The 22,953-nt window shown below is 46.4% G+C and carries 13 protein-coding genes and 2 pseudogenes; 1 reads left to right on the forward strand and 14 read right to left on the reverse strand.

All coding sequences use genetic code 11. From position 1 onward, the window contains the following. Positions 1 to 606 precede the first annotated feature (606 nt). The 13 genes and pseudogenes from PP175_RS30025 to PP175_RS14805 all read right to left on the reverse strand — a co-directional run. Positions 607 to 831: pseudogene (locus PP175_RS30025) on the reverse strand (dynamin family protein); the annotation flags it as partial. Between the two features lie 56 nt (positions 832 to 887). Further along, on the reverse strand, positions 888 to 2,345 hold the full coding sequence (locus PP175_RS14750; protein ID WP_272439094.1) for a dynamin family protein: 1,458 nt from the start codon (positions 2,343 to 2,345) through the stop codon (positions 888 to 890). A gap of 98 nt (positions 2,346 to 2,443) precedes the next feature. Further along, positions 2,444 to 3,526 (reverse strand): DUF3900 domain-containing protein, encoded by a 1,083-nt coding sequence (locus PP175_RS14755; protein ID WP_272439095.1) that lies wholly within the window; start codon positions 3,524 to 3,526, stop codon positions 2,444 to 2,446. 177 nt (positions 3,527 to 3,703) lie between these two features. Further along, a complete protein-coding gene (locus PP175_RS14760) occupies positions 3,704 to 5,065 on the reverse strand; it encodes an aspartate kinase (RefSeq protein WP_272439096.1) in 1,362 nt (453 codons plus the stop codon). 147 nt (positions 5,066 to 5,212) lie between these two features. After that, complete coding sequence (locus PP175_RS14765) at positions 5,213 to 5,866, reverse strand: reverse transcriptase-like protein (protein ID WP_272439097.1); 654 nt, start codon at positions 5,864 to 5,866, stop codon at positions 5,213 to 5,215. Between the two features lie 74 nt (positions 5,867 to 5,940). Beyond that, positions 5,941 to 7,950, reverse strand: a complete 2,010-nt coding sequence (locus tag PP175_RS14770) for an alpha-glycosidase (protein WP_272439098.1) — start codon at positions 7,948 to 7,950, stop codon at positions 5,941 to 5,943. Between the two features lie 30 nt (positions 7,951 to 7,980). After that, a complete protein-coding gene (locus PP175_RS14775; RefSeq protein ID WP_272439099.1) occupies positions 7,981 to 10,413 on the reverse strand; it encodes a glycogen/starch/alpha-glucan phosphorylase in 2,433 nt (810 codons plus the stop codon). A gap of 18 nt (positions 10,414 to 10,431) precedes the next feature. Next, complete coding sequence (gene glgA / locus PP175_RS14780; RefSeq protein ID WP_272439100.1) at positions 10,432 to 11,850, reverse strand: glycogen synthase GlgA; 1,419 nt, start codon at positions 11,848 to 11,850, stop codon at positions 10,432 to 10,434. 18 nt (positions 11,851 to 11,868) lie between these two features. After that, complete coding sequence (glgD, locus tag PP175_RS14785) at positions 11,869 to 12,981, reverse strand: glucose-1-phosphate adenylyltransferase subunit GlgD (protein ID WP_272439101.1); 1,113 nt, start codon at positions 12,979 to 12,981, stop codon at positions 11,869 to 11,871. Positions 12,982 to 13,005: 24 nt separating this feature from the next. After that, complete coding sequence (locus PP175_RS14790; RefSeq protein WP_272439102.1) at positions 13,006 to 14,181, reverse strand: glucose-1-phosphate adenylyltransferase; 1,176 nt, start codon at positions 14,179 to 14,181, stop codon at positions 13,006 to 13,008. Positions 14,182 to 14,199: 18 nt separating this feature from the next. After that, entirely contained in the window at positions 14,200 to 16,080 is a 1,881-nt protein-coding gene (glgB, locus tag PP175_RS14795) for a 1,4-alpha-glucan branching protein GlgB (protein ID WP_272439103.1), read from the reverse strand. 332 nt (positions 16,081 to 16,412) lie between these two features. Further along, positions 16,413 to 19,313, reverse strand: a complete 2,901-nt coding sequence (locus tag PP175_RS14800) for an ATP-dependent DNA helicase (RefSeq protein WP_272439104.1) — start codon at positions 19,311 to 19,313, stop codon at positions 16,413 to 16,415. Then, a complete protein-coding gene (locus PP175_RS14805; RefSeq protein WP_272439105.1) occupies positions 19,310 to 21,472 on the reverse strand; it encodes a type IA DNA topoisomerase in 2,163 nt (720 codons plus the stop codon). The genes PP175_RS14800 and PP175_RS14805 overlap by 4 nt, the downstream gene beginning before the upstream one ends. A 103-nt stretch (positions 21,473 to 21,575) precedes the next feature. Between PP175_RS14805 and PP175_RS14810 the strand changes: the two are divergent. After that, positions 21,576 to 21,668 (forward strand): annotated as a pseudogene (locus PP175_RS14810) (VOC family protein); the annotation flags it as partial. A gap of 168 nt (positions 21,669 to 21,836) precedes the next feature. Here PP175_RS14810 and PP175_RS14815 read toward each other — a convergent pair. After that, positions 21,837 to 22,829: a zinc-binding dehydrogenase gene (locus tag PP175_RS14815; protein WP_272439106.1), complete on the reverse strand. Its 993-nt coding sequence runs from the start codon at positions 22,827 to 22,829 to the stop codon at positions 21,837 to 21,839. Positions 22,830 to 22,953: the final 124 nt, after the last annotated feature.

The raw sequence follows: 22,953 nt of genomic DNA on the forward strand, positions 1-22,953 counted from the left end.
AAAGTACTGCTCCGCATAAACCGCTGCCTGTTTTTTTATTTGCAATAACTCTTTCTTAAAGGCTGTTACATATACTTCGATTATGGTTTTGTGGCTTTCACTGAGCAGGCGCTGCACCGGCTCCCGCAATCTGGCATCTAATTCATCACGGAGAACCTGGTCTCCTTCAGCTGTGAAAAAAGATTCCCGATCCTTATAATTGGCAAGAATATCCTTCATTTTAGAGGCGCTGACCTCTCGCAAACCTTCGCTAAAAACAGGGGCAACTATATCACCTGTATTGAACTTAGGAAGCACAAAACCGCGGTCAATCGATCCAATTTGTTCGCTTAGGTTGCCGTGTATGCGCTCATACACAAGTTTTATATACCTCTCGATTCGAATCGATGTGGAACGCAGTTCCTGAGCTACATCAAACGCAACAAAACGAATGATCTGATTTGTACTTCGGGTCAGCTGCACAAGAAAGTTGTATATAGCTGGCAGCCCTTTTTGAACTGCGGATAAAAATCGCCTATTGTCCGTGGTTAACAACTTAAGGGAATGCGAAAGTTGCTGCTGCTCTTCGGCATTTTGTTGTTCTGTCGTGCACTGCTCAGACAGCTCAAGAGACTGGTTAATGTCTTTAAGTAGCTGGGCCTCGCTTTTAAAGCGGACAACTGCCGTACCATGCGGGTGATCAACGTCCGGTGGCAGTATTCGGTTGATCGTAGCAGTAGTTGGGTTTGGTGACACAGGCAGCACGCTTTCGCCAAGCAGTGCATTCGCAAACGACGACTTTCCCGCGCTAAATGCGCCAAACAGGGCAATCGTATATGTCCTGTCCTGCAAACTGAACCATGTCCCGGGCTGTGGATTCGCCAATGCCCGGAATGTCTCTCACATGTTCAGCTGCTGCGCGCAGTGTGGAAGCTGCTGGATGCAGCTTTGTCGGTTGCGCCTCCATGACCCCGGCTGATTAGTGCGCCGCGATTCACCAATCGTTTAAGAAAGAGTTCATCAATCGCAACGGATAGATGATAAATCGTTTGCCTGAGCCTTTCATCCCTTATCTTAAATATATCCAAATGCGCCAGAAACATTTTTTTCAAATGAATGTCTATGTATGTGACCGCATTAGCTTTTACACTTTCAACAAAGCGTTCGCGCCTTCTAGCCGCCTCTTCTCTCGTTCTTCTGCCCGGAAAAAGCCGGCCCACCCGAAAGCCAATCTGCAGCGATTCCAAATATTCGCGGGCTAACTCGCGTGTTTGATAAGGCATAAGATTTGCATTGCGTAAGAGGTTGTCCAGCTTTTCTTCAAATTCTCTCTCAAACCTCTGGGGATCCGCTCTTAAAGCACCCAGCTCGCTGCGGAGTTCGCCAATTCTTGCTTTTAGCTTCTTGCTGTCACTTGCACCCGTGCTGGAAAGCGTTGCTTGAAGCTGTTCCCGTATGCGCCGGTTCCATTCATCCCGCCAATGTATGTGGTCCACGATAACAGTAAAGGTTTCTTTCTTCACACTTTGGGAAATATGGTGGCTTTTTTCGCGGATTTCGCGGGAAAGCCTGCTTTTGAGCGCGGATAAATCATTATGAGGGTGACTGTGGTCCATAACCGAAGTAAAAAACATTCCATCAACTTCAATACCCTGCTCTTGAAACGAACACTTAATTTTTCCCCGATAGGAATCAAATGGCAGTTCCTCCGCTCTGTGTTTATCAACCTGATTGATAATCAGCCATACCCTTTTCATCCTTTTGTTAAGCATGCGTGTAAAGGTGAAATTGATCCTGGATTCAACGTGGTTATAATCCATCATGTACAGGACCAGGTCAGCCATATGCAAAGAAGACTCAGCCGCAACCCGATGGGCTTCTACTGTAGAGTCAATTCCCGGTGTATCATAAATCATGACACCGGGTGGAAGCTGATTGGTCGGATGACTGATTTCCACCAGTTTCACCTGATCCCCATCCTTGCAGTACGACTGAAGCTCACGCTTGCTATAAGGATAGGCAAGGCTTACCAGGCCTTTGTCTTTCATGAGCACTTCGACATATGGCTCGCCTGCACGTATTTTTACAACGTTTGCACTTGTAGGTATAGGGTTGGACGGAAGGATATCTTCTCCAATCAACTCATTAATCATGGATGATTTGCCGGCAGAGAAATGGCCACAACATGCAAAAACATACGTTTCTTTACGTGCCTTATCGATCAACTCGGCACATTTCTTCGTATTTTCCACGTCCCCGGCGCGCTCAAGTTCAGCTTTAATCGCTGTAAGCCGGTTCGCTAATTCCTCCAATGGCAAAATAAGTTTACTGTGCAAGACGTTATTTTTATAGGCGGATATGTCCATTCTTGTTCATCCTTCCATTAAACAACTATTCCCATTGCTATGCTGTTCAAGATGACAGGCGGGTGCGGTGATAGAATGCGGCGTCTGCCTTCCGGTGATCAAAACGGCGGTGCATCGTCAAGCGCAAGTGCCCGCTGCCTTTCTTCGATTTTCTCTAGAACAACCTGCAATTGTTCCGGGCGAAGCAGTTCGATGGGCGACATTCCTTTTTCAAATTGGAACTGGTCACCTTCAATAATTAACACATACCGCTCTCCAATTTTAGCAATATGAATATTTTCCCCAAAGTCTGCCAGCAGCGCTTTAACGGAAATGTGATCGAGCTTAAGCTTCATCTCAATGTCCGGTTTTTGCTCTACAAGATAGCGGTTTGCTTCCATGACCTGCTCCGGGGTCCACTTCTCCTGCAGATCCCGCTGCTCGCTGGCTGCCCAGATTTCTATCTCTTTTTCTTCTCGTTCTCGTTGTTCGGTGTTTTCCGGCATCGTTTGCTCGATATGCTCCTGCACCATGCCAATTACCTGCTGGTTCATGATTTCCGGCACTGATTTTTCATACGTGACGTATTTCAAGAAGTCTTCAAAATAGCGCGCGTGCGTCGCCTGATGAATTTTCAGCTCCCATTCCTCCAGCATGCCTTCTTCTGGCATATGGGGATATTGAACCGATTTCATGTTTTTTGCGCTAATGGCCATCTCTACCGAGCGTATTAGGCTTCTCTCATCGGATATGGACGCAATTTTTTGTTCAAAATCACACTTTAAAATGAATAGAAATGGATCATCAAAGTACTTATTTAGTTTAGCCCGGGCGACAATGAGTGCCCCGCCTCTAATGGCTGCTGTATCCGTATACGCCTGAACAAGCGCATTGCTATTGGATTCAAAATCCTGTTTTGTACCGGAACGAAGAATTTTTGAGAACAGACTGTAGTTCGGATTGCTTTCCAAACCAAAGCCGGGTTCTACGATAAACCGTCCAATTTTCGTCGGAACCTGTTCGCTTTTCGGGTGCCTTTCCACTTTTCTTTTCGCAATCCGCGCCCATTCCCCGTCCAAAAATTCCTTTAGCTCGCTGCTCTCATAGTCCGTCTCATCCAGCGTTTGATAATGTTTAAACGATTTGTCCTGCTGGTCCCCAGAAATTACATAAAATGAAACATACTCAACCGTAAAATCCATAGCTGTAACCTGCTCCCTCTCATTTTTGTTCTCCTTCTATTGAACAGATAAAACGGAGCGAAGTCAAAGAAAAAACATCGCAGGCTATCGCACTTTCTTAACTATTCTCCCCTAAAAATGGAAACATCCGCTGTCAGTAGACAATAGCGGATGTTTCCATTTCATTCTTATTCCCGGTTACACGTTAACAGGGACAAAAAATTCGCCATAGAGGGCTGCTACCGCTTTAACGGTATCAACCGCCTTGACACCAAACATCATGCTGACTTCGGAAGAACCCTGGTTAATCATTTCAATGTTTACATGGGCTCTGGCGAGTGCTCCCGTTGCACGGGCCGTGGTCCCGACGTTATGGCGCATGCCTTCGCCTACGACCATGATCATGGCAAGATCGTGTTCGATGATAATATCCTCTGCAGCCAGCTCGTCCCGAATTCGCTTAAGAATCTGCGCTTCTGTTTGAGGGGTAAGGAGTTCTTCCCGGAGGATAATGGTGACATCATCGATTCCGGAAGGCATATGTTCATAGGAAATTCCTTCATCCTCAAGGATTTGCAGCAGGCGCCGCCCAAATCCTATTTCACGATTCATGAGGTATTTGTGGACGTATACGCTGCAGAAACCACCGTCACTTGCAATGCCAACCACAGGATTGCTTAAGCTTTTACGCTGGGCTACAATCCGTGTGCCAGCAGCTGAAGGATTGTTCGTATTTTTTATACAGACAGGGATCGCTGCATGAAATGCCGGAAACAGAGCTTCATCATGGAAAACGGAAAAACCCGCATAGGATAGCTCCCGCATTTCCCGGTAGGTGAGTTCCTGAATGGCCTGCGGCTTGTCAACCAGGTTTGGATTCGCTGCGAAGACTGAATCAACATCGGTGAAATTCTCATAGAGTTCAGCCTTGACGGCAGCGGCCAGAATCGATCCGGTTATATCCGATCCCCCGCGTGGCAGGGTAACAAGCGTACCATCCGGTGAATAGCCAAAGAAACCCGGAAAAATCATAATGCCTGTATGATCACGCAGTGCTACCAGGTTTTGATAAGACTCAGGCATAACCTGTGTCCTCCCATGGCTTTCGTTTAACAGAAGCCCGGCCTCTTTCGGATTGATATAGTGTGCTTCTATTCCCTTGCTCTGCAGGTATGCGGCTACGATTTTCGCATTATTGTCTTCCCCGCTGGCTTTTAGCGCATCGGTATATTGTTCAGGTTCTGTTTTATCCATTGCAAGGCGTACGCGCAGGTCTTGTTCAATGACCTGGAGAATCCCGCCGCCAAGCTGCAGTTCATCTGTAATGGCCTTAAAGCGATCGATTACGGCAGCCAGCTCATGCTCCGCACTGCCGCCTGCCAGTGACACTTCTGCCAGCTTAATAAGCAGATCCGTCACTTTTATATCCGATGCTGACCGCTTACCCGGCGCGGACACGACAATCAGCCTTCGCTTTGGATCAGTCAGTATAATGTCACATACTTTACGGATTTGTTCCGCATTCGCAAGGGATGTTCCCCCAAATTTCGCTACTTTCATCTGTTTAAACCTCCAACATGGCAACCCGTTCCACTCGAATCTTTGCGCGAATCCGGCTTCATATAAAAACGCCGTAAGCTACCTTTTTATATGGAAGCATACCATAAATTAAAAATTTTTGTTCGTATTTTTCAGAATACGCTCGAATTATATTTCGAGTAGGCTTGAAATCATCTCACCCTTCAATGCCTGTGATGCAAGGTTGTCTGCCTCTTTGTTATCCTGCCGGGATATACCCTCATAGATGGGCCGGATACCCATCTCATTTAACTTACTTTCCACTCTGTCCAGCCAGTTATTCACAGCGCCAAGGCTTGGCCATTCTCCCGCGAGCTGGTTCATAACCACCTGTGAATCGCCACGAAACACAACGGGAAGATGGTGCACTCCTAATTCTTCAAGCTCCCTGATCCCCATCCAGATCGCTGCGAATTCCGCCTCATTGTTGGATTCGATATGCTCGAGGAAGCGGTTTTTCCGCATTCGATAGGTTTTGCCATTCCTTTCGAAGAATAAAACAATGCCAAGACCCGCCGTTTGTTCTTCTTTTCGATACCCCCCGTCAAAATAAACCGTCACATTATGGGGCTCTTCCTCCACTTCTTCTGTATATTTTTGCAGTTCCTTTTTGTTCCATTCACCCCCGGTCTCATCCCGGAATACTATGGCCGCTGCTCTTCCGGTCCGCTCAATGTCCAATGACAGCACAAGGGCTTCTTCAGCAGATATCCACTCGGAAGTCATGGCCACCGTTTTTTTGGATTTATGCGCCCGGTAAGTCCATTCAATCGATACGTTCATAAAAACCACCCGCTTTCATCAGCATTTTTTTAGTATGCGAGGAATTCCTAAAGGAAAAAAGCACCCGTGTGATCTCACACGCGCGCTTTGTCTTTATCAATCAGTACAAGGCCAGAAAGCGGTGGCAACTCAATGGTTATCAGCCCATTCACCGCCTGATGGATTTTTCCTCCATCCCTCTCCTCTCCTGTACCCGCGACTTCGATAAACTCAGAAAGCTCCGCCACGCCAGTCTGAATCGTAACTTTTTTGGGCTCAGTTAAGTGCCGATTCGCTACAACGATCGCTGTGTTATCCTGTTTTGTCTGTCCAAAACGGTCAGCACCGCCGCTTATCCGTCTGATATAGCCAAAAACATCGGAGTCCGCTATGAACGGTTCCCATTCTCCTGTCCTGAATACATCATAAGTCTTACGCAGCGAAGTCATTTTCCGGTGCCAGTCCAGCAGTTCCGTTTTTTCTCTTCCCCATGGGTATGTCCGCCGATTTAACGGATCAGTCCCACCTTCGAGTCCGGCCTCATCCCCATAATAAATGCATGGAACACCCGGGAAAGTCATCTGCCATAAGACCAGCAGTTGTAATTGCTTAAATACATGCTTTTCCTTGTCTTCTGCGGCCAGTTCACCAGGGGCTGCGTCTTTCAAAGCGGTGGCTATCCTCATTACATCGTGGCTGCTAAGCAAATTCATCAAGCTGTAAAAATGGTGAGCCGGGTAATTCTCATATAACGACATCAATTCGGCATACAATTGCTTGTCAGTGCACTGGCCGGTAATAAACGCCAGCAGGCTTGTACGCAGCGGATAATTCATGACAGAGTCGAGCTCTTCGCCCAGCAAGTATTCCCGCCGTTTGTTGTAGCTTATCTTATTCGAAGCATCTTCCCATACCTCGCCAATTAAGACTGACTCTGGATCGGTTTGTTTTAATGTTTGACGGAATTGCTTAATAAATTCATCAGGCAGTTCGTCGGCCACATCCAGCCGCCAGCCTGCGGCACCTTCACCGAGCCATTTCTTAAGTACACTATTTTCCCCGGTTATGTTGAACGTGATAAAACCCGGATCCAGCTCATTTACGTTAGGCAGCACGGGAATATTCCACCAGCACTCGTAGTCGTCGGGATATTCGCGAAATTTATACCAGGAATAGTAAGGCGATTCCTTGGACTGGTAAGCACCGAGTTCCGGGTAGGTTCCGTATTTGTTAAAGTAGCGGCTATCGCTCCCTGTATGGCTGAAAACACCATCCAGAATGATCGACATGCCTTTACTGGCCGCTTTCTTGCATAGTTTAGCAAACAGCCTATTATCGCCAAACATGGGGTCCACCGTATGATAGTCTGCCGTATCATATTTATGGTTGCTAGGGGATTCAAAAATCGGATTCAAATAAATCACCGTAACGCCCAATTCCTCTAAATAATCGAGTTTTTTTAGAACGCCGCGCAAATTCCCGCCAAAAAAATCCCAGCAAATCACATCATTTGTTTGCGGATCCCGTATATAGAACGGGTCATCGTCCCAGTGGGCGTGAATGACGCTGTTCTTCTTTGGATTCTTTATCTTTCCATCCTCGTATCCGTTGTTGAACCGATCAACAAAAATCTGATACATGATGCTATCTTTAAACCACGACGGTGTCTTAGATCCTGGGTGATGCACCGTTATCTGATAGTCAGTTGTTGGCGCATCTGTTATGGATCCTGCGCCTCCCTTGCCTGAGACATTGCCGTAGTAATAGATCTGGCCTTCTTTTTGTACTTTAAAAGAGTACCAATAAAGTAACGGATCTGCTGGGGTTATCGCAGCAGTAAAAAGAAAAACTTCGGGTGGCTCCTTTATCTCACATTGCTCAGGCAAATAGGTGAGAAGCTGCTCTGTATCTCTCTGCTGCAGCTGCATCGGTATCTCCTGCCTGTGGCCCCCGTCTTTATGCAGTAGGATCGCTACAGATTCAACTCCACTGCCAAAAATCAGCAGCCGAAGTGTCACCTGTGTTCCAGCGGGAACGCTCCCAAATGGCTCTCTGAATAAAGAGTGGTGTGAGTTATGGTACATCCAGTCTAATTGATTTGGCACTCGCCGCACCCGCCTTTCCCCAGGTTTGTATTATGGAATGCTTACCGGGTGGACATTCCAAATGTCAGAAGCATATTCGGCAACCGTCCGATCGCTGGAAAATACGCCGGATCGGGCAATATTAACGATGGCCCGTTCAGCCCAGCCAGCCTTATCCCGGTACGCTTGCTCCACGCGTTGTTGGGCATCTGCGTAAGCTGTAAAGTCCTTTAATACAAAAAATTCATCATTGCTGGTTAGCAAAGAATAATAGATATCATTGAATGCAGCATGATCCTGTTGAAAGAATCCATTGACCAGCTGATCAAGAATCCTCCGAATCCGCGGGTTGCTGTTGTATAAATCCTTCGCCCGGTATCCTCCGTGCCTATTGTAATCCAATACTTCTTCAGCTTTGAGCCCAAAAATAAAAATATTATCATCGCCAACTTCTTCTCTGATTTCGATGTTGGCACCGTCCAGCGTTCCCAGCGTGATTGCCCCATTCATCATAAATTTCATGTTCCCTGTCCCTGATGCTTCTTTGCTCGCTGTGGAAATCTGTTCACTTATATCGGCAGCGGGTATGATCTTCTCCGCAAGGGAAACCCGGTAATTCTCGAGAAAAACGACTTTTAATTTATCCTGAATTAGCTTGTCGCCATTAATAACAGAAGCAACGGTATTGATTAATTTAATGACACTTTTTGCAAGCTGGTAGCCTGGGGCCGCTTTGGCGCCAAAAATGAATGTGCGCGGAAATAGATCGAGATCCGGATTGTCCCGCAGCCTGTTGTACAAATCCATAATGTGCAGAATATTCAATGTCTGCCTTTTATACGCATGCAGGCGTTTGACCTGTACATCAAAGATGGAGTTCACATCGACCCGGATGCCCGTTTTTTCCTGTATAATTTTTGCGAGAGCCGCCTTGTTCTCCTGCTTAATGCGCATGGTGCTTTCCTGAAGCGAAGCGTCCTTTCGACATGACATCAGCTCCACTAAATGGGCGGGCTGCGACTTCCATCCCTCGCCAATCGCATCGGTGATAAGTCTTGATAGAGCAGGGTTCGCCTTAATCAACCATCTTCTATGTGTGATGCCATTCGTTTTATTGTTGAATTTCTCAGCAGACAGGTCATAAAAATTCTTCATTTCCCGGTGCTTTAAAATTTCTGTATGCAGCTTGGCTACCCCATTGACACTGTGGCTTCCCACAATGGCCAGGTGCGCCATCTTGACCTGCCCGTCAGCGAGTATCGCCATGCTGTGGATGCGATCCCAGTCACCCGGGTAACGATTCCACAGGTCGTGGCAAAACCGTTCGTTAATTTCTTCAACAATCATGTAGATGCGCGGAAGCAGTGGCTGAAAAATATCAATCGGCCATTTTTCCAGTGCTTCCACCAGTGTTGTATGATTGGTATACGAGATGACCTGTGTGGTGATATGCCAAGCCTCATCCCATCCCATTCCTTCTTCATCCATTAACAATCGCATTAACTCTGGTATGGCCAGCACAGGGTGGGTATCGTTAATGTGGACAGCCACCTTTTGATGCAGGGTATAGAGAGATTCTCCCTGCATCTTTTTAAAGCTGCGCAAAACACTCTGCAATCCAGCCGACACAAGAAAGTACTGTTGCTTCAAGCGAAGCACTTTGCCCTCCTGATACGAATCATCCGGATAAAGAAACTCGGAAATCTGTTCGATCGACCGCTTATATGCAAGCATCTTGTGATAATCGCGCCGGTTTAAGGTCTGAAAGTCAAAATCTTTGACGGTTGATTCGGCACTCCATAAGCGGAGCGTATTCACTGTTTTGTTGTCGTAGCCTATCATCGGCATATCATAAGGAACGGCAAGGACAGGCTCATAATTCTCGTGGAAAAAAGTTAGTTTGCCGTTAACCTCCCTGCAGAACACATTGCCGCCGAAACGAACCTCAACCGCCCTATCACTTCGCCGGATTTCCCATACGTTTCCTTCTTTTAGCCAATATTCCGGAAGCTCTACCTGGTAGCCATCCACTATTTTTTGTTCAAACAGACCGTATTTATATCGGATCCCGCATCCATGCCCTGGCAGGGATGTGGAAGCGAGAGAATCCATAAAACAGGCTGCAAGCCTTCCAAGCCCGCCATTTCCCAGTCCGGCATCGGGTTCAAGCCCTTCCAGCTCATCCAGGTCGATCCTTAAGTCAGCCAGCCCTTGTTGGCACATATCACGTATGCCTAAATTAATGAGATTGCTGGAGAGAAACTTGCCCGGCAGAAATTCCATTGAGAAATAATAAACCTGTTTCTGCTTGTTTTCCTGATAGCAGGCATTCGTTTCAATCCAATTCCTAGTAATGTGCTCACGAATTAAACTGCCAAGCGCTTTATATTGATCGATTGGTGCGGCATCCTTCACGAATTCACCCTGGAGGCTTTCCAGGCGCTCTGTGAAGGCTGTCTTGAAACTCTCTATATTCGTGAACATACGCGGCTCCCTTCGATTTTATAAGGTTTGATAGAGTTGGGTGTATCGTCTGGCCGATTCATTCCAGCTGTTATCGTTCAGATTAGCATTCTCGATTAGCGAGTTCCAAACCGGCTTGCGGCGGTATAAATCAACAGCACGTTCAATCGCACCCAGCATTTCATGGGCATTATAATTCGCAAAACTAAAACCATTGCCCTCCCCTGTGTATTTATTGTAGGGTTGAACCGTATCCTTTAAACCGCCTGTTTCCCTGACTATTGGCAATGTTCCATAGCGGAGTGAAATTAGCTGGCCAATGCCGCATGGTTCAAACTGGGACGGCATAAGAAACATATCCGATCCAGCATAAATTCGCCGTGCCAACCCTTCATTGAATAGAATCTGGGCGGATACTTGATCGGGGTAGCGATGCATAACGTTTCGGAATAAATCCTCGTACGTGAAATCCCCGGTGCCAAGCACAACAAACTGGACACCCAGGCTGAGTATCTCGTCCAGCACATGCGCGATCAGATCAAGACCTTTCTGTTGTACGAGCCGTGATACAACCGAAATAATAGGAACATCTTCCTGAATGGGCAAGCCAAGCTGTGCCTGTAATGCGGCTTTATTCTCTTTTTTTCCTGCTGCATCCCTGTAATTCTTAATTAAATACGGGTCTGTCTCCGGGTTGTATACATCGTAATCAATTCCATTTACAATGCCCGTTAGCGACCCGCTGCGAGCACGCAGCAGCCCATCAAGCCGCTCACCAAAATAAGGGGTCTGAATCTCAAGCGCATAAGTTTCGCTTACTGTTGTAAGGATATCGGAGTAAGCAAGCGCGCCCTTCATAAAACTGACACCACCGTAAAACTCCAGCTTATCCGACGTAAACCAGCTGTCGTCAAGTCCCAGTAGATCATACAAGATTTCATAGGGAAAAACACCCTGATATTTCAAATTATGTATGGTAAAAACAGTCCGGATTCTCTGGTAGTACGGAAGATGGCCGTAATGAGCTTTAAGCATGACATTCACCATGCCGGCATGCCAGTCATGGCAGTGCAGAACATCCGGATTAAATCCCAGCAGAGGAAGGGCTTCAAGTACAGCACGACAGAAGAAAGCAAACCTTTCCCCATCGTCATAGTGGCCATATAGGCCATCTCTTTTGAAGTAGTATTCATTGTCCACAAAATAGTAATGCACGCCGTCCACGATCGCTTCCTCGATGCCGCAGTACTGGCGCCGCCAGCCTACCCAAACGATGCAAGTGGCTCTAAGTTTCATCCTATCTTTCCATTCTGCAGGTATATCGCCGTATTTGGGTAGGATAACCCGCGCCTGTACACCGTGTTTATTCAGCTCCTTTGGCAATGAGCCTATTACATCCGCCAATCCCCCTGTTTTAATAAAAGGGACCGATTCGGAAGCGACAAACAAAACATTCATTCAAGTCTCCTGCCTCTCCTACATAACTTTGCGTTTTGGAATCACCAGAGGTGTGTCTGTATCGCCAAACAGTGTTCGGCCTCCTGTAAGGGATACATCTTTGTCAATGATGACATTTTCCAGTCTGGCGTTTTCCTTAATTACACTGTGCTGCATCACGATACTGTCTTTAATATAGGCACCTTTCTTCACGGTGACCCCTCTGAATAAAATGCTGTTTTCCACCGTTCCTTCTATCACGCATCCATTCGCCACCAGCGAATTCTCTACTTTTGAGCTCGCTGCATACTTGGCTGGCGGTTCATCCTTGACTTTGGTATAGATAAGGCTCCGCTGGAAAAACAGATCCTTCCATACTTCCGGCTTCAACAAATTCATGCTATTCACATAATAATCGCGAACCGTGTGTACCGCCGCCGTGTAGCCCAGGTGTTCATAGCCATAAACTTTGAGTTTCGGCAGATTTTTTATAATCCCATCTGTCACAAACTCATACTTGCCTCGGGAGACGCACGATTGAATGATATCAATCAGCAATGACTTTTCAATGATATACATCTCCATTGACACGGATCCGGTGTCCTTGGTGCCCGGACACTCCTCAATCGATTCAATCCAACCATCGTCCCGCACTTCCATCTGCCTGCACTTTGTATAGCCCACCTGACTTTGCACCTGTTTATAAAGCACCGTAATATCCGCTCCAACATTCTGATGAAAGAGAAAGGGCTGCCGGTAGTCGATATTGCACAAAATATTGCTGCCGGTTATCAACACATATTTCTGGGACCCGCGGTGGAAATAATCCAGGTGGCTGACAAAATTCTGCAGATCTCCTTTAAATCCTCCGTCAGCTATATCAAGAGCAGGCGGCAGAATAAACAATCCGCCTCTTTTGCGTGCCAGATCCCATTCTTTCCCCGTTCCCAGGTGATCCATTAAAGAACGGTAGTTTTCCAGGGCAAACACGGCTACGTCCTGAATGCCCGAGTTCACCATATTGGATAAAACGAAGTCAATTAGCCTGTAGCGCCCTCCAAATGGAATAGACGCACAGCAGCGATTTTTCGTTAATTCGTTTAAGGTATTAAACTCGTTGCCTAGATTAATCACACCCATTACCTGATCCACTGTCTTCCCGCCTCTCTGGATTTCTTACTTGGAACTTGCTGCCCGATTTTCATACTGCGGCTGATTGCGAATAACCTGGTTTTCTCCTATCAAAGCAATGCCGCTGTTTTCTGAGGAATTCCCAATATGCACGCCATCTTCGACCACGGTACCCTCCCCGATAATGGCCCGTTCTATCACAACATTCGCTCCAATTTTGGCATTTGGCATGATAACGGAATCCTTTATATAGCTTCCTTGACCGATATCTACCCCATAGAAAAGGACCGAATGGTCAACATGGCCGAAAACAGAGCAGCCTTCATTTATAAGTGATTGTGTAATGGTTGCACCTGGTGCGATGTACTGAGGCGGCTGATTGGGATTCACAGAATAAATCCGCCACTCATTGTCATTGAGATCCAGACTGGGCTCATTGTTTAATAAGTCCATATTCGCCTGCCACAGGCTGTCAATGGTACCGACATCTTTCCAGTAACCTTCAAACGGATAAGCAAACATTTTTCTTTCTTCCGCCAGCATGGAAGGGATAATATCCTTGCCAAAATCGTTGTTTGACTCTGGATTTTCTTCGTCTTTCTGCAAATATTTCTTTAAAGTGTCCCAGTTAAAGATGTAGATGCCCATGGATGCAAGGTTGCTTTGGGCTTCGGAAGGTTTTTCAGTAAATTCAGTAATTTTATCATTTTCTCCGGTGCTCATAATCCCGAATCTGCTGGTTTCTTCCCATGGAACTTCGATAACCGCAATGGTTGCCTCTGCCTTCTTTTCTTTATGAAACTTGAGCATCCGGTTGTAATTCATTGTATAAATGTGATCCCCGGATATAATCAACACATATTTGGGATCATATCGCTCGATAAAGGCAATGTTCTGGAAGATGGCATTCGCTGTCCCGCGATACCAGCGGCCTCCTTCCTGTTCAATAAACGGAGGAAGGACCGACACGCCGCCATTGTTGCGGTCCAGATCCCATGCACTTCCAATGCCAATATAAGAATTGAGAACAAATGGCTGATACTGTGTGAGCACACCTACAGTATCGATCCCGGAATTTGTGCAGTTGCTTAACGTAAAATCAATAATCCTGTATTTTCCTCCAAACGGAACGGCTGGTTTAGCCATCTTTGCTGTTAAAACACCGAGCCTTCTACCTTCTCCTCCTGCAAGTAACATCGCTACGCATTCTTTCTTTTTCATTATTTTACCCTTCCTTCTCTAGGCGAGTTTGATAAATGAAACCGCTAACGGAGGAACCGTCAGGCATATGCTGCAAGGCCGGCCATGCCATTCAATCGGCTGCGCCTTTATTGCACCCGTATTAAGCACACCTGAACCTCCATACTTGGGATCATCGCTGCTGTATACTTCCTCATAAACGCCCTGTTCAGGTACACCAATTCGGTAGCCATGGCGCACCTCAGGGGTAAAATTGCATATCGCGATAATAAAGCTTCCGTCTTCCGTTTTACGGAGAAAACTAATAATGCTTTGCGTGTAATCATGCGGATCAATCCAGCAAAATCCATCGGGGCTATGGTCAAGCTCCCATAGAGCCGGCTCTTTTTTGTAGAATTGATTGAGGTTACTTACATAGTGCTTCAATTTGTCATGCATTTCATATTCGAGCAGATTCCAGTCCAGTTCGCCTTCATCTTTCCACTCATCAAACTGTCCGAATTCACTGCCCATAAATAAAAGTTTCTTGCCGGGGTGTGCCATCATAAAGCCATATAGCAAGCGTGTACTGGCAAATTTCTGCCAGTAATCTCCTGGCATTTTATTCAAAATCGATTTTTTTCCGTACACGACCTCATCATGGGAGAATGGAAGCACGAAATTCTCTGAAAATGCATAAAATAGCGAAAAAGTTAAAAGATGGTGATGCCATTTGCGGTGTACCGGGTCCATTTCGAAGTAACGAAGCACATCATTCATCCATCCCATATTCCATTTAAAGTTGAATCCGAGGCCGCCCAGGTAAGCAGGCGCACTAACACGCGGCCAGTCAGTCGATTCTTCGGCAATCATGAGAGCATGGGGATATCTTCTGAACACTTCTTCATTGAGCTTCCTTAGAAAGGCAATGGCCTCCAGATTCTCTCTGCCGCCATGCATATTGGGGACCCAATTCCCCGGGGTTTTACCGAAATCCAAATACAGCATGCTGGCAACCGCATCAACCCGTATCCCGTCTATATGATACTTCTCCATCCAGAAAACAACGTTCGAGATAAGAAAAGAATTCACTTCCGGGCGCCCAAAATCGAACATCAGCGTGCCCCATTCACCTGTATCCGCCTTTCGCAGGTCGTGATACTCATAGAGCGGCTTGCCATCATAAAGGCGAAGCCCATGATCGTCTTTGCAGAAGTGCCCGGGCACCCAGTCAAGTATTACGCCAATTCCTGCTTGATGGCATTTGTCAACAAGGTACATGAATTCTTCAGGTGTGCCATAGCGGCTGGTCACTGAATAGTAGCCAGTTGGCTGATATCCCCATGAACGATCAAAAGGATGTTCAGTGAGCGGGAGAAGCTCGATGTGGGTATAGCCCATATCTGACACATAAGGTACCAGAGAATCGGCTAATTCACGGTAGGAATAAAAGGAGCCGCCGGGCTTCTTCTTCCATGTGCCGGCGTGAACTTCATAAATGTTTAAGGGTTCTTGATAAGGGACCTTCTTCTGGCTCATCCATTTCGTGTCGGACCACCGGTAAGCGGATAAATCATAGACAACCGAAGCGGTGTTGGGCCGTATCTCTGAATAAAAAGCATAGGGGTCTGCTTTAAGGACAACATTACCTTCAGCAGTATGTATTTCGTATTTATAAACAGTTCCAGCCTCTAGGCCGGCAATAAACAGCGTCCAGATTCCGGAGGCAGGAATTCTCTCCATCCTGTTCGATTTTCCCTGCCAGCCGTTAAAATCTCCCGCTACATTGACCTGCCTGGCGTTAGGGGCCCAGACAGAAAAACGAACGCCGGTTTGATCATTTTCCTCAGTTATATGAGCGCCCAGCATCTGATAAGCGTCATACAAACTTCCTTCATGAAACAAATACATATCATGTTCACTGGGAAGCAGGCCATTCATGTGCATCACCCTTTTAGCTATTTGGTCTGTCTTTTAAGTGAACCCATTCATAAAACGATAAAACTTTGTTAATAAAACTTTCTTGCTGGCTAAGCCGCTTCCTCCTAAACTATTATTAAAATTCTGTAAATAGTTTATTTTGGGAATATTAACAATCTAACAACGGAGGCAGCAAACGGACCGCAGGGCCTATGCCCATATGTTGAAAGGATTGACGGATTTTTTCTTCTCCCATTATACCCCACAGGAGAGAGGGAGTGATAAATAATCGTTGAACATTTTTCGGCATTTTCCACACCTGTTCATCAAAAAAATGCAGGGAGAGACACGCGCTAGCCTGCCCCTCCTCCGACTCTGTCAAGGCTATCGCAATAAAACCGAAAATCGCAGGATTCACAAACCTTCTCAGGACGATGAGTGAGCGAAAAAAATTTGTTTTCGATGTTTTCAATTATGCGTTCAATGTCATGGAGTGCATGTTCCGCTCCTTCAGCCGTGCGCTCGAAGGTATAATACGGATTTCCCTCTTCACGGGTGAAATAAAGACTGAGACGCTGAATTTTTCTTTTCTCCTGTTTTTCAAGCAAATATGCGTATAATTCGAGCTGCTTTCTGTACATCTCCAGCCCGTCAGATCCTGATAACTTATGCTGGGATTTAAAATCCACAATTTCTAAATCGTCTCCTGTACGCCGTACAAGGTCGATTCTGCCGTTTAGTACGTACCGCTGGGTCGTATGGGCAACTTCCGTCTCGGCACTTTCAATAAATCTCCACTCGTTTCTATGGTCCTCCACATAACGCATTACCTGCGCAAGAGCGTACTCCTTGGTCTCCATCCTTAGCTTGATATGTTCTTTTCGAGAAAGCCAATAATAGATGTCTTCCAGCCACTCTCGTACCCGGGGTTCCGTGATACTCTGTTCATCACCGCGCAGTACAGCTTTATGAATTTCTTCGATCGTATTATGGATAAGGGTACCAATCATGGTTATACCTGTGCGAACGGGTGAGAATTGAAGCTGTCGGTAGAATAAATAGCGGCGCGGACAACTCTCATATAGAAATAGATGAGAGGAGAAAGCATACTGTTTTTTTAGCTTAACTTCCCGCACAGTTGGCAGCTCGAGTGATTCTGCCTGAAAAGCTGGATGTTTCCAGGAAGGAATTTCACGATAATAAGGCAAAAATTCTTCAGAAGGCAGGGGCCATGTGCCGGGTTTTCCAGCGCGCTCCTGTCCGCTCAGGATGAGAAGATGCTGAGCCCGGGAGAATGCCGTATAGTACAACCGCCAGAAGTCAAACGATGCTGTAAGGCCGAAGGGTTCATGCATGCTTTGGCGGCTGTATTGCTTTTGCAGCACTAATTCCAAAGGTTCATACCTTCCGTAGGGCGCTGAGTCTAGTGAACAGACGAAGACTACCGGAAATTCCATGCCTTTAGACTGGTGGATGGTCAGGAAGGACACACAGCCCGACGGGGCATAGTCAGACTCGTCTTCATACTCTACTACACCGTCTTCCATCAGATAAAATAAGTATTCATTAAAAATTTGCCCAAGCCTTGTTTCAAGCATAGCTGGTGTAAAAACCTTCATATTCTGCAGATCTTCAAAGCGCGTTAGCAGTTGGGAGAAGAGAGCCAAATTTCTCGCTGGCCTGCTTTCTATCACCCCATCCGTCCCCTCAGGATTAATGTAGCGCGAAAACATCGGAAACTGGATTAATTGATAGAACAGGCCGGAAAAACCATAATCAGTCCTTTCATGCATAGCCTCATGCTCGCGGGCCTTTACCTTCACCCATTCCCGTAATTCAGCGTGCTCAGCCTTGTTAGCCTCAAGCTGAAACTCCTCCATAAATCGGTCATATTCGTCCCACACCGCCAGATCCATCAGCGGATCTTGACGGCGTATGTGTGCATTCTGAGGGAACATGGTGAGTAGTGCGCCCATTGCAAACCGGATTTCCTGCCGTGAGAAGAAGTGGCCGGCACGTGGCGCGTAGACGGGAATTCCCCTGTTTTCAAGGTGTTTGGCGAGGCGCTCAACCGCCGGATAACGAACAGAACGAAACAGAAAAGCCACCTGATTCCAGTCGGTTAGCGCACCGCTCTCTTTGAGATGGATCAAAAATGCATACACTTCTTCTTCCCAGTTGCCGCGCCCTTTAAAGCCGGGAACTTTAATAACAGATGCTGTTTGTGGAAAATTCCCGCCGCTTGGGCGCATGTTTTTATCCAGGCGGTACGATTGGCCGCCTACCGTCCATTCTTTCTCCCGCATCCAGCGGTTATAGAAGTCGATAATGTCGGGGTGGGAACGGTAGTTTGTCGTAAGCCGGACTACACTGCATGGCTTGTTGGGCAAAAGTTCAGAGAAGGCGAGTATATTGCGCACAGATGCACCTCTAAAGCGGTAAAGCCCCTGATCATCATCCCCTACCACACAGAGATTGCCATGTTTCTCAGCCAATTTTTTTACGATCGTTTCTTGGATGGTGTTCGTATCCTGATATTCATCGAACATAATATACTCGATTGTATCTTGCAGTTGTGAAAGCACCTCTGGATTGTTCTCTAGCAGGTGCAGCGTTTCTACCTGGATGGTGGAGAAATCCAGTTTGTTTTCTTCCTTCATCTGCCGCCGATACAGAGCGTACATTTCCCCGAGCGCCTGCACTCGCGCGTCATCCGATTGCCTCATCTGCTCGTAATCCAGCGCTTCTTCGCTAACCTTGTTGAGCCAACCCATCAGATTATAGGCCTGCTTCCAACGGGACGGTTCAATTTGGCGCGCTTTAATCAGGATGCTTTCATGCGCGGGAATCTGGCGAAACTGATCCAGCCGCTGGTAGAGAAAGTATTGCTGCTCGAATTGTTCCATCACCGTAAAGTGCCGCTCAAGTGTTGTATGCTCCCTGTATTTCTCTAACAAACTTAAACATATGGAATGAAGCGTGCCAATATGCATATGATTCACATTTACTTCAATCTTTTCTTCGTTTAGCCTCTCAGAAATGCGGGTTATAAGTTCACGCGCGGCTTTTTCGGTAAAGGTTGTAACCATGATTCTCTCCGGCTGTATCTTTTTGCCAGCTATCAAATAGCATATGCGCTCAACCAGCGTAAAAGTCTTACCTGATCCAGGCCCTGCAATAATAAGCAACGGGCCTTCCGTTGTTAGGACTGCCTGCCGCTGTTCATCGTTCAATGAAGACGGTAAGGTTATCATGATTTCATAAACTCCATTTTCCAACTGAAGTACTCATTATCACTGTTTTTCTCATAGCGAAGGCTTGCATCAAATTTATTGCCTTTTTTGCTGGTTAACCCTTTTACGGTGACTACCCCGTTTTTAAGCAGGGTCTTCACCATGGTTTTCGTCGGCTTTTTCTTCATGGTGGATAGGAATTTGTCATTTTTCCAGATGACAAACTTGCAGCCGTTTTTCCAGTTGCTGCACCCGAAACCTTTTTGCCCCTCGATAATTCCGTGCCCGCACAAGGGACATTTCCCCAGCACTTCCATCTCTTTTCGCTCGACCGCCACTTCGTTTATCGTTACATCTTGTTCACTTCTAATGGTTGTCACGGCATCAGAAGTGAACGTAAAGATAAGGTTTAAGAACTCTTCTTTTGAGAACCGCTGCTTTTCAATATCTGATAGCGTCTTCTCCAGCCGGCCGGTAAAATCCAGGTCAAATAACTGTTTAATGGGGAAGGTTTCAACAAGCTTCCTGCCAAGTTCCGTGCATTGTATGTTTTTGTTATGCATGGCAATATAGCCCACATCCCTGAGTTTCTTGATCGTCTCTGCCCTTGTTGCTGGTGTTCCGATGCTAAATCCGCTCAAAATAGCAGCCATCATCTCTTCGCTTTCTTCCTCATCCCTGCCTTTTCCACACGTCTCCATCACCCGCAGCAGTGTTTTTTCGGTATGGTACTTTGGCGGTTTGGTCGTATGAGAGGACATAAGCTGGCCCACTTTTTTTACAGCTTCATGCAGCCCAACAAGCGGCAGCACGGTATCCTTCGATTCGATTTGTTCTACTTTCTTCCAGCCCTCAACAAGCTGCACCTTACCCTTGGAACTAAAAGCCCCTTCTACCGCGGGACTTTCTATTTTCGTGGTGATTCTCGTTTCTTCATATTCAGCTACAGGCATAAATTGCATGATAAAACGGTTTTTAATTGCGCTGTACACAATCTCTTCATCCTTGGTCAAAGACTTCGGGGTCAGATAAGTGGGGATGATCGCGCTGTGGCTCTCTACCTTCGTATTGTCAAATACCCGCTTTAATTTGACGAATTTAATTTCATCTTCAAAAGGAAGTCCCTTTTTCAAAACTTCCAACACCTTCGCCGCGCGCCCAACCAGGCTCTCCTCCAGCACACTGCTGGCAGTACGGGGATATGTAATAAACTTCTTCTCGTATAACGATTGGGCCACTTTTAACACTTTATCAGACGTCCAGCCTTTGTACTTGCTTGTGAGATGCCCCTGCAGATTTGATAGATTAAATAAATAGGGCGGATAGTCCCGTTTCTGCTCTACCTGTTTTTCGATAATTGCAGCCGCTGTTGTATCATGCAGGGCTTGCTCTATCGCTTCAAGTTTATTTTTATCTTTAAACTTTTCTTCTTCCCCTTCGAAATAGGTTCCCTCGTATTCTTTGTTATCTTTCGTTTTAAAGGTCGCCGTAAGCTTATAGAAGGCTTCCGGAACGAATTGTTCGATTTCTTTGTCTCTGTCATAGATGATTTTAAGGGTAGGCAGGATGACGCGCCCAATGTTTAACGCATGGCCTCGGCCTTTTTGATATTTTAAGGTGGCTACGGAAGTTAAATTGATGCCGATAACCCAGTCAGCCCACTGTCTGCTTACTCCGGCGTCCTGAAGAGGCCTCATTTCATCATTCGGGCGAATATTTTGCAAACCCTTAAGCACCTCATCCGGGGTCCATTCATTAAGCAGCAGCCGGTAAACTTTCTTTTGCGTTTTAAGGTTGTAGATGATCGTGTCTCCTATGATCTGCCCTTCCCGGTCAAAGTCACATGCTGAAATCACCATCTCGACATCGGGCCGCTTCAGCAGGCTGTATATAATTTTTAATTGTTTTTCTGCGCCTCTGTCTGCCTTGTCCTTATCCCGCATATCGGTTTTAACCTTATAACGGAAGGTTGCTGGGATAAAGGGAAAGTTTTCCATTTTCCATTTGGCCATTTTCGGATCATAATCTTTGGCATCGTAAAGCTGCAGCAAATGGCCGAAAGCCCATGTCACAATATAATCGTTGCCTTGGAAAAAGCCATCTAGTCTTGTTTTGATTTTTAATGCATCTGCTATATTTTTTGCAACGGAAGGTTTCTCCGCGATAATAACTTTATACACTTACTCACCTCAGGGGCTTTTTTAATACCATTCTAACATGTAATAGAATGCGGGGCATGCGTTCTCGAGAAATAGAACGCATAAGAGCTGATGCTGGCGTAAACCTCTGCAAGAAACTTTTTTTAGCCCTGCTTATGGTATTGTAACAGACAAATTCGGTGTGACCTTCCAAATTTACACAGAGGGACAACAATAAATTATTGTTACCAACGCTGCTCGCCTCACTGCGTCTACATATATTACTTGAGTAGAATAAAGCAAAAAAAAAAAAAAAAAACGGCTCTGTTTGCATCGTCTGCCACAGAGCCGTTCTAATTTTCATGGGATTTCCCGTAATATAAATGTAACCTTAAAGAGTACAGTTTTAGCCAATGTGAAGCCCAATATTCCCCATGTTCTGCGTTTCCTTCAGCCTGCTTAGCGCCTGTCCGGCTTCGGATAAAGGATAATAGCGGTCGATCACAGGACGAATCTCGTGTTTTGTAATAAATTGGAGCATCCCCCGAAATTCTTCCCGGCTGCCCATTGTGGAACCTAGCAGATTCAACTGGCCGTAGAAGAAGGATCGAATGTCTATCTTTATCTCATCACCAGCTGTAGCGCCAAATGTGACAAGGGTACCACCCGGTTTTAACGCATTTAAACATTTGTGAAAAGTAGCTGCCCCCACACTGTCGATGACAAGGTCTACCTTTTCTCCCTCTAACACCTCCAACCAGTCTTCTTCGGTAGGAACCACAATATTTGCACCTAATTTTACCAGTTGTTCGCGTTTTTGCGCACTGCGTGAAGTTGCGCACACAGTGGCCCCTGCAGCCTTAGCAAATTGGATAAGATATGTACCCACCCCACCGCCTGCACCGGTAATCAGTACCCGCTGTCCCGGCTGAACCTGGCCCCGGGTAAACAAAGCCCGATACGCAGTCACTGCAGACAGTGGCAGAACCCCCGCTTCTTCCCAGCTCAGATAGGAAGGTTTTAACTCAACCTGTCCAGCTGAAATCACGATCGCCTCTGCAAAAGTGCCATGTGTAGGCGATCCGAGGATTTCATAATTTTCGGGCGGAGCTGGTGTATTTTCCAGCCAGTGCAGAGTTGGGAAGATGATCACTTCATCGCCTTCCTTGAACCCTTCTACACCTAGTCCAACCTGTTCGATCACGCCTGCCCCATCGGAACCTATAATGATCGCCGGGTCACTTTCTTTGCCAAGGCTTATTACACGAAGATCCCGGCGGTTTAAGCCTGCTGTTTTCAAACGGATCCGCACCTGTCCCGGGCCGGCTGCCACGTCTGGCATGTCCGTATATTTGGTGCCCGCTAACCCTGGTGCACCCTCATGTACAAAAGCTTTCATTCTCTCATCTCTCCTTTATTGGTAGGCTGTACTGCTTCCATTCCATTATCTTATAATCTGGATTTGATATCCAATAAATATCGGCAAAAGTAGCTTCGCTCAGTGGCTGTCTAGCCCTCATAGT

This window comes from Aneurinibacillus sp. Ricciae_BoGa-3 (assembly GCF_028421645.1).
Lineage (GTDB): Bacteria > Bacillota > Bacilli > Aneurinibacillales > Aneurinibacillaceae > Aneurinibacillus_B.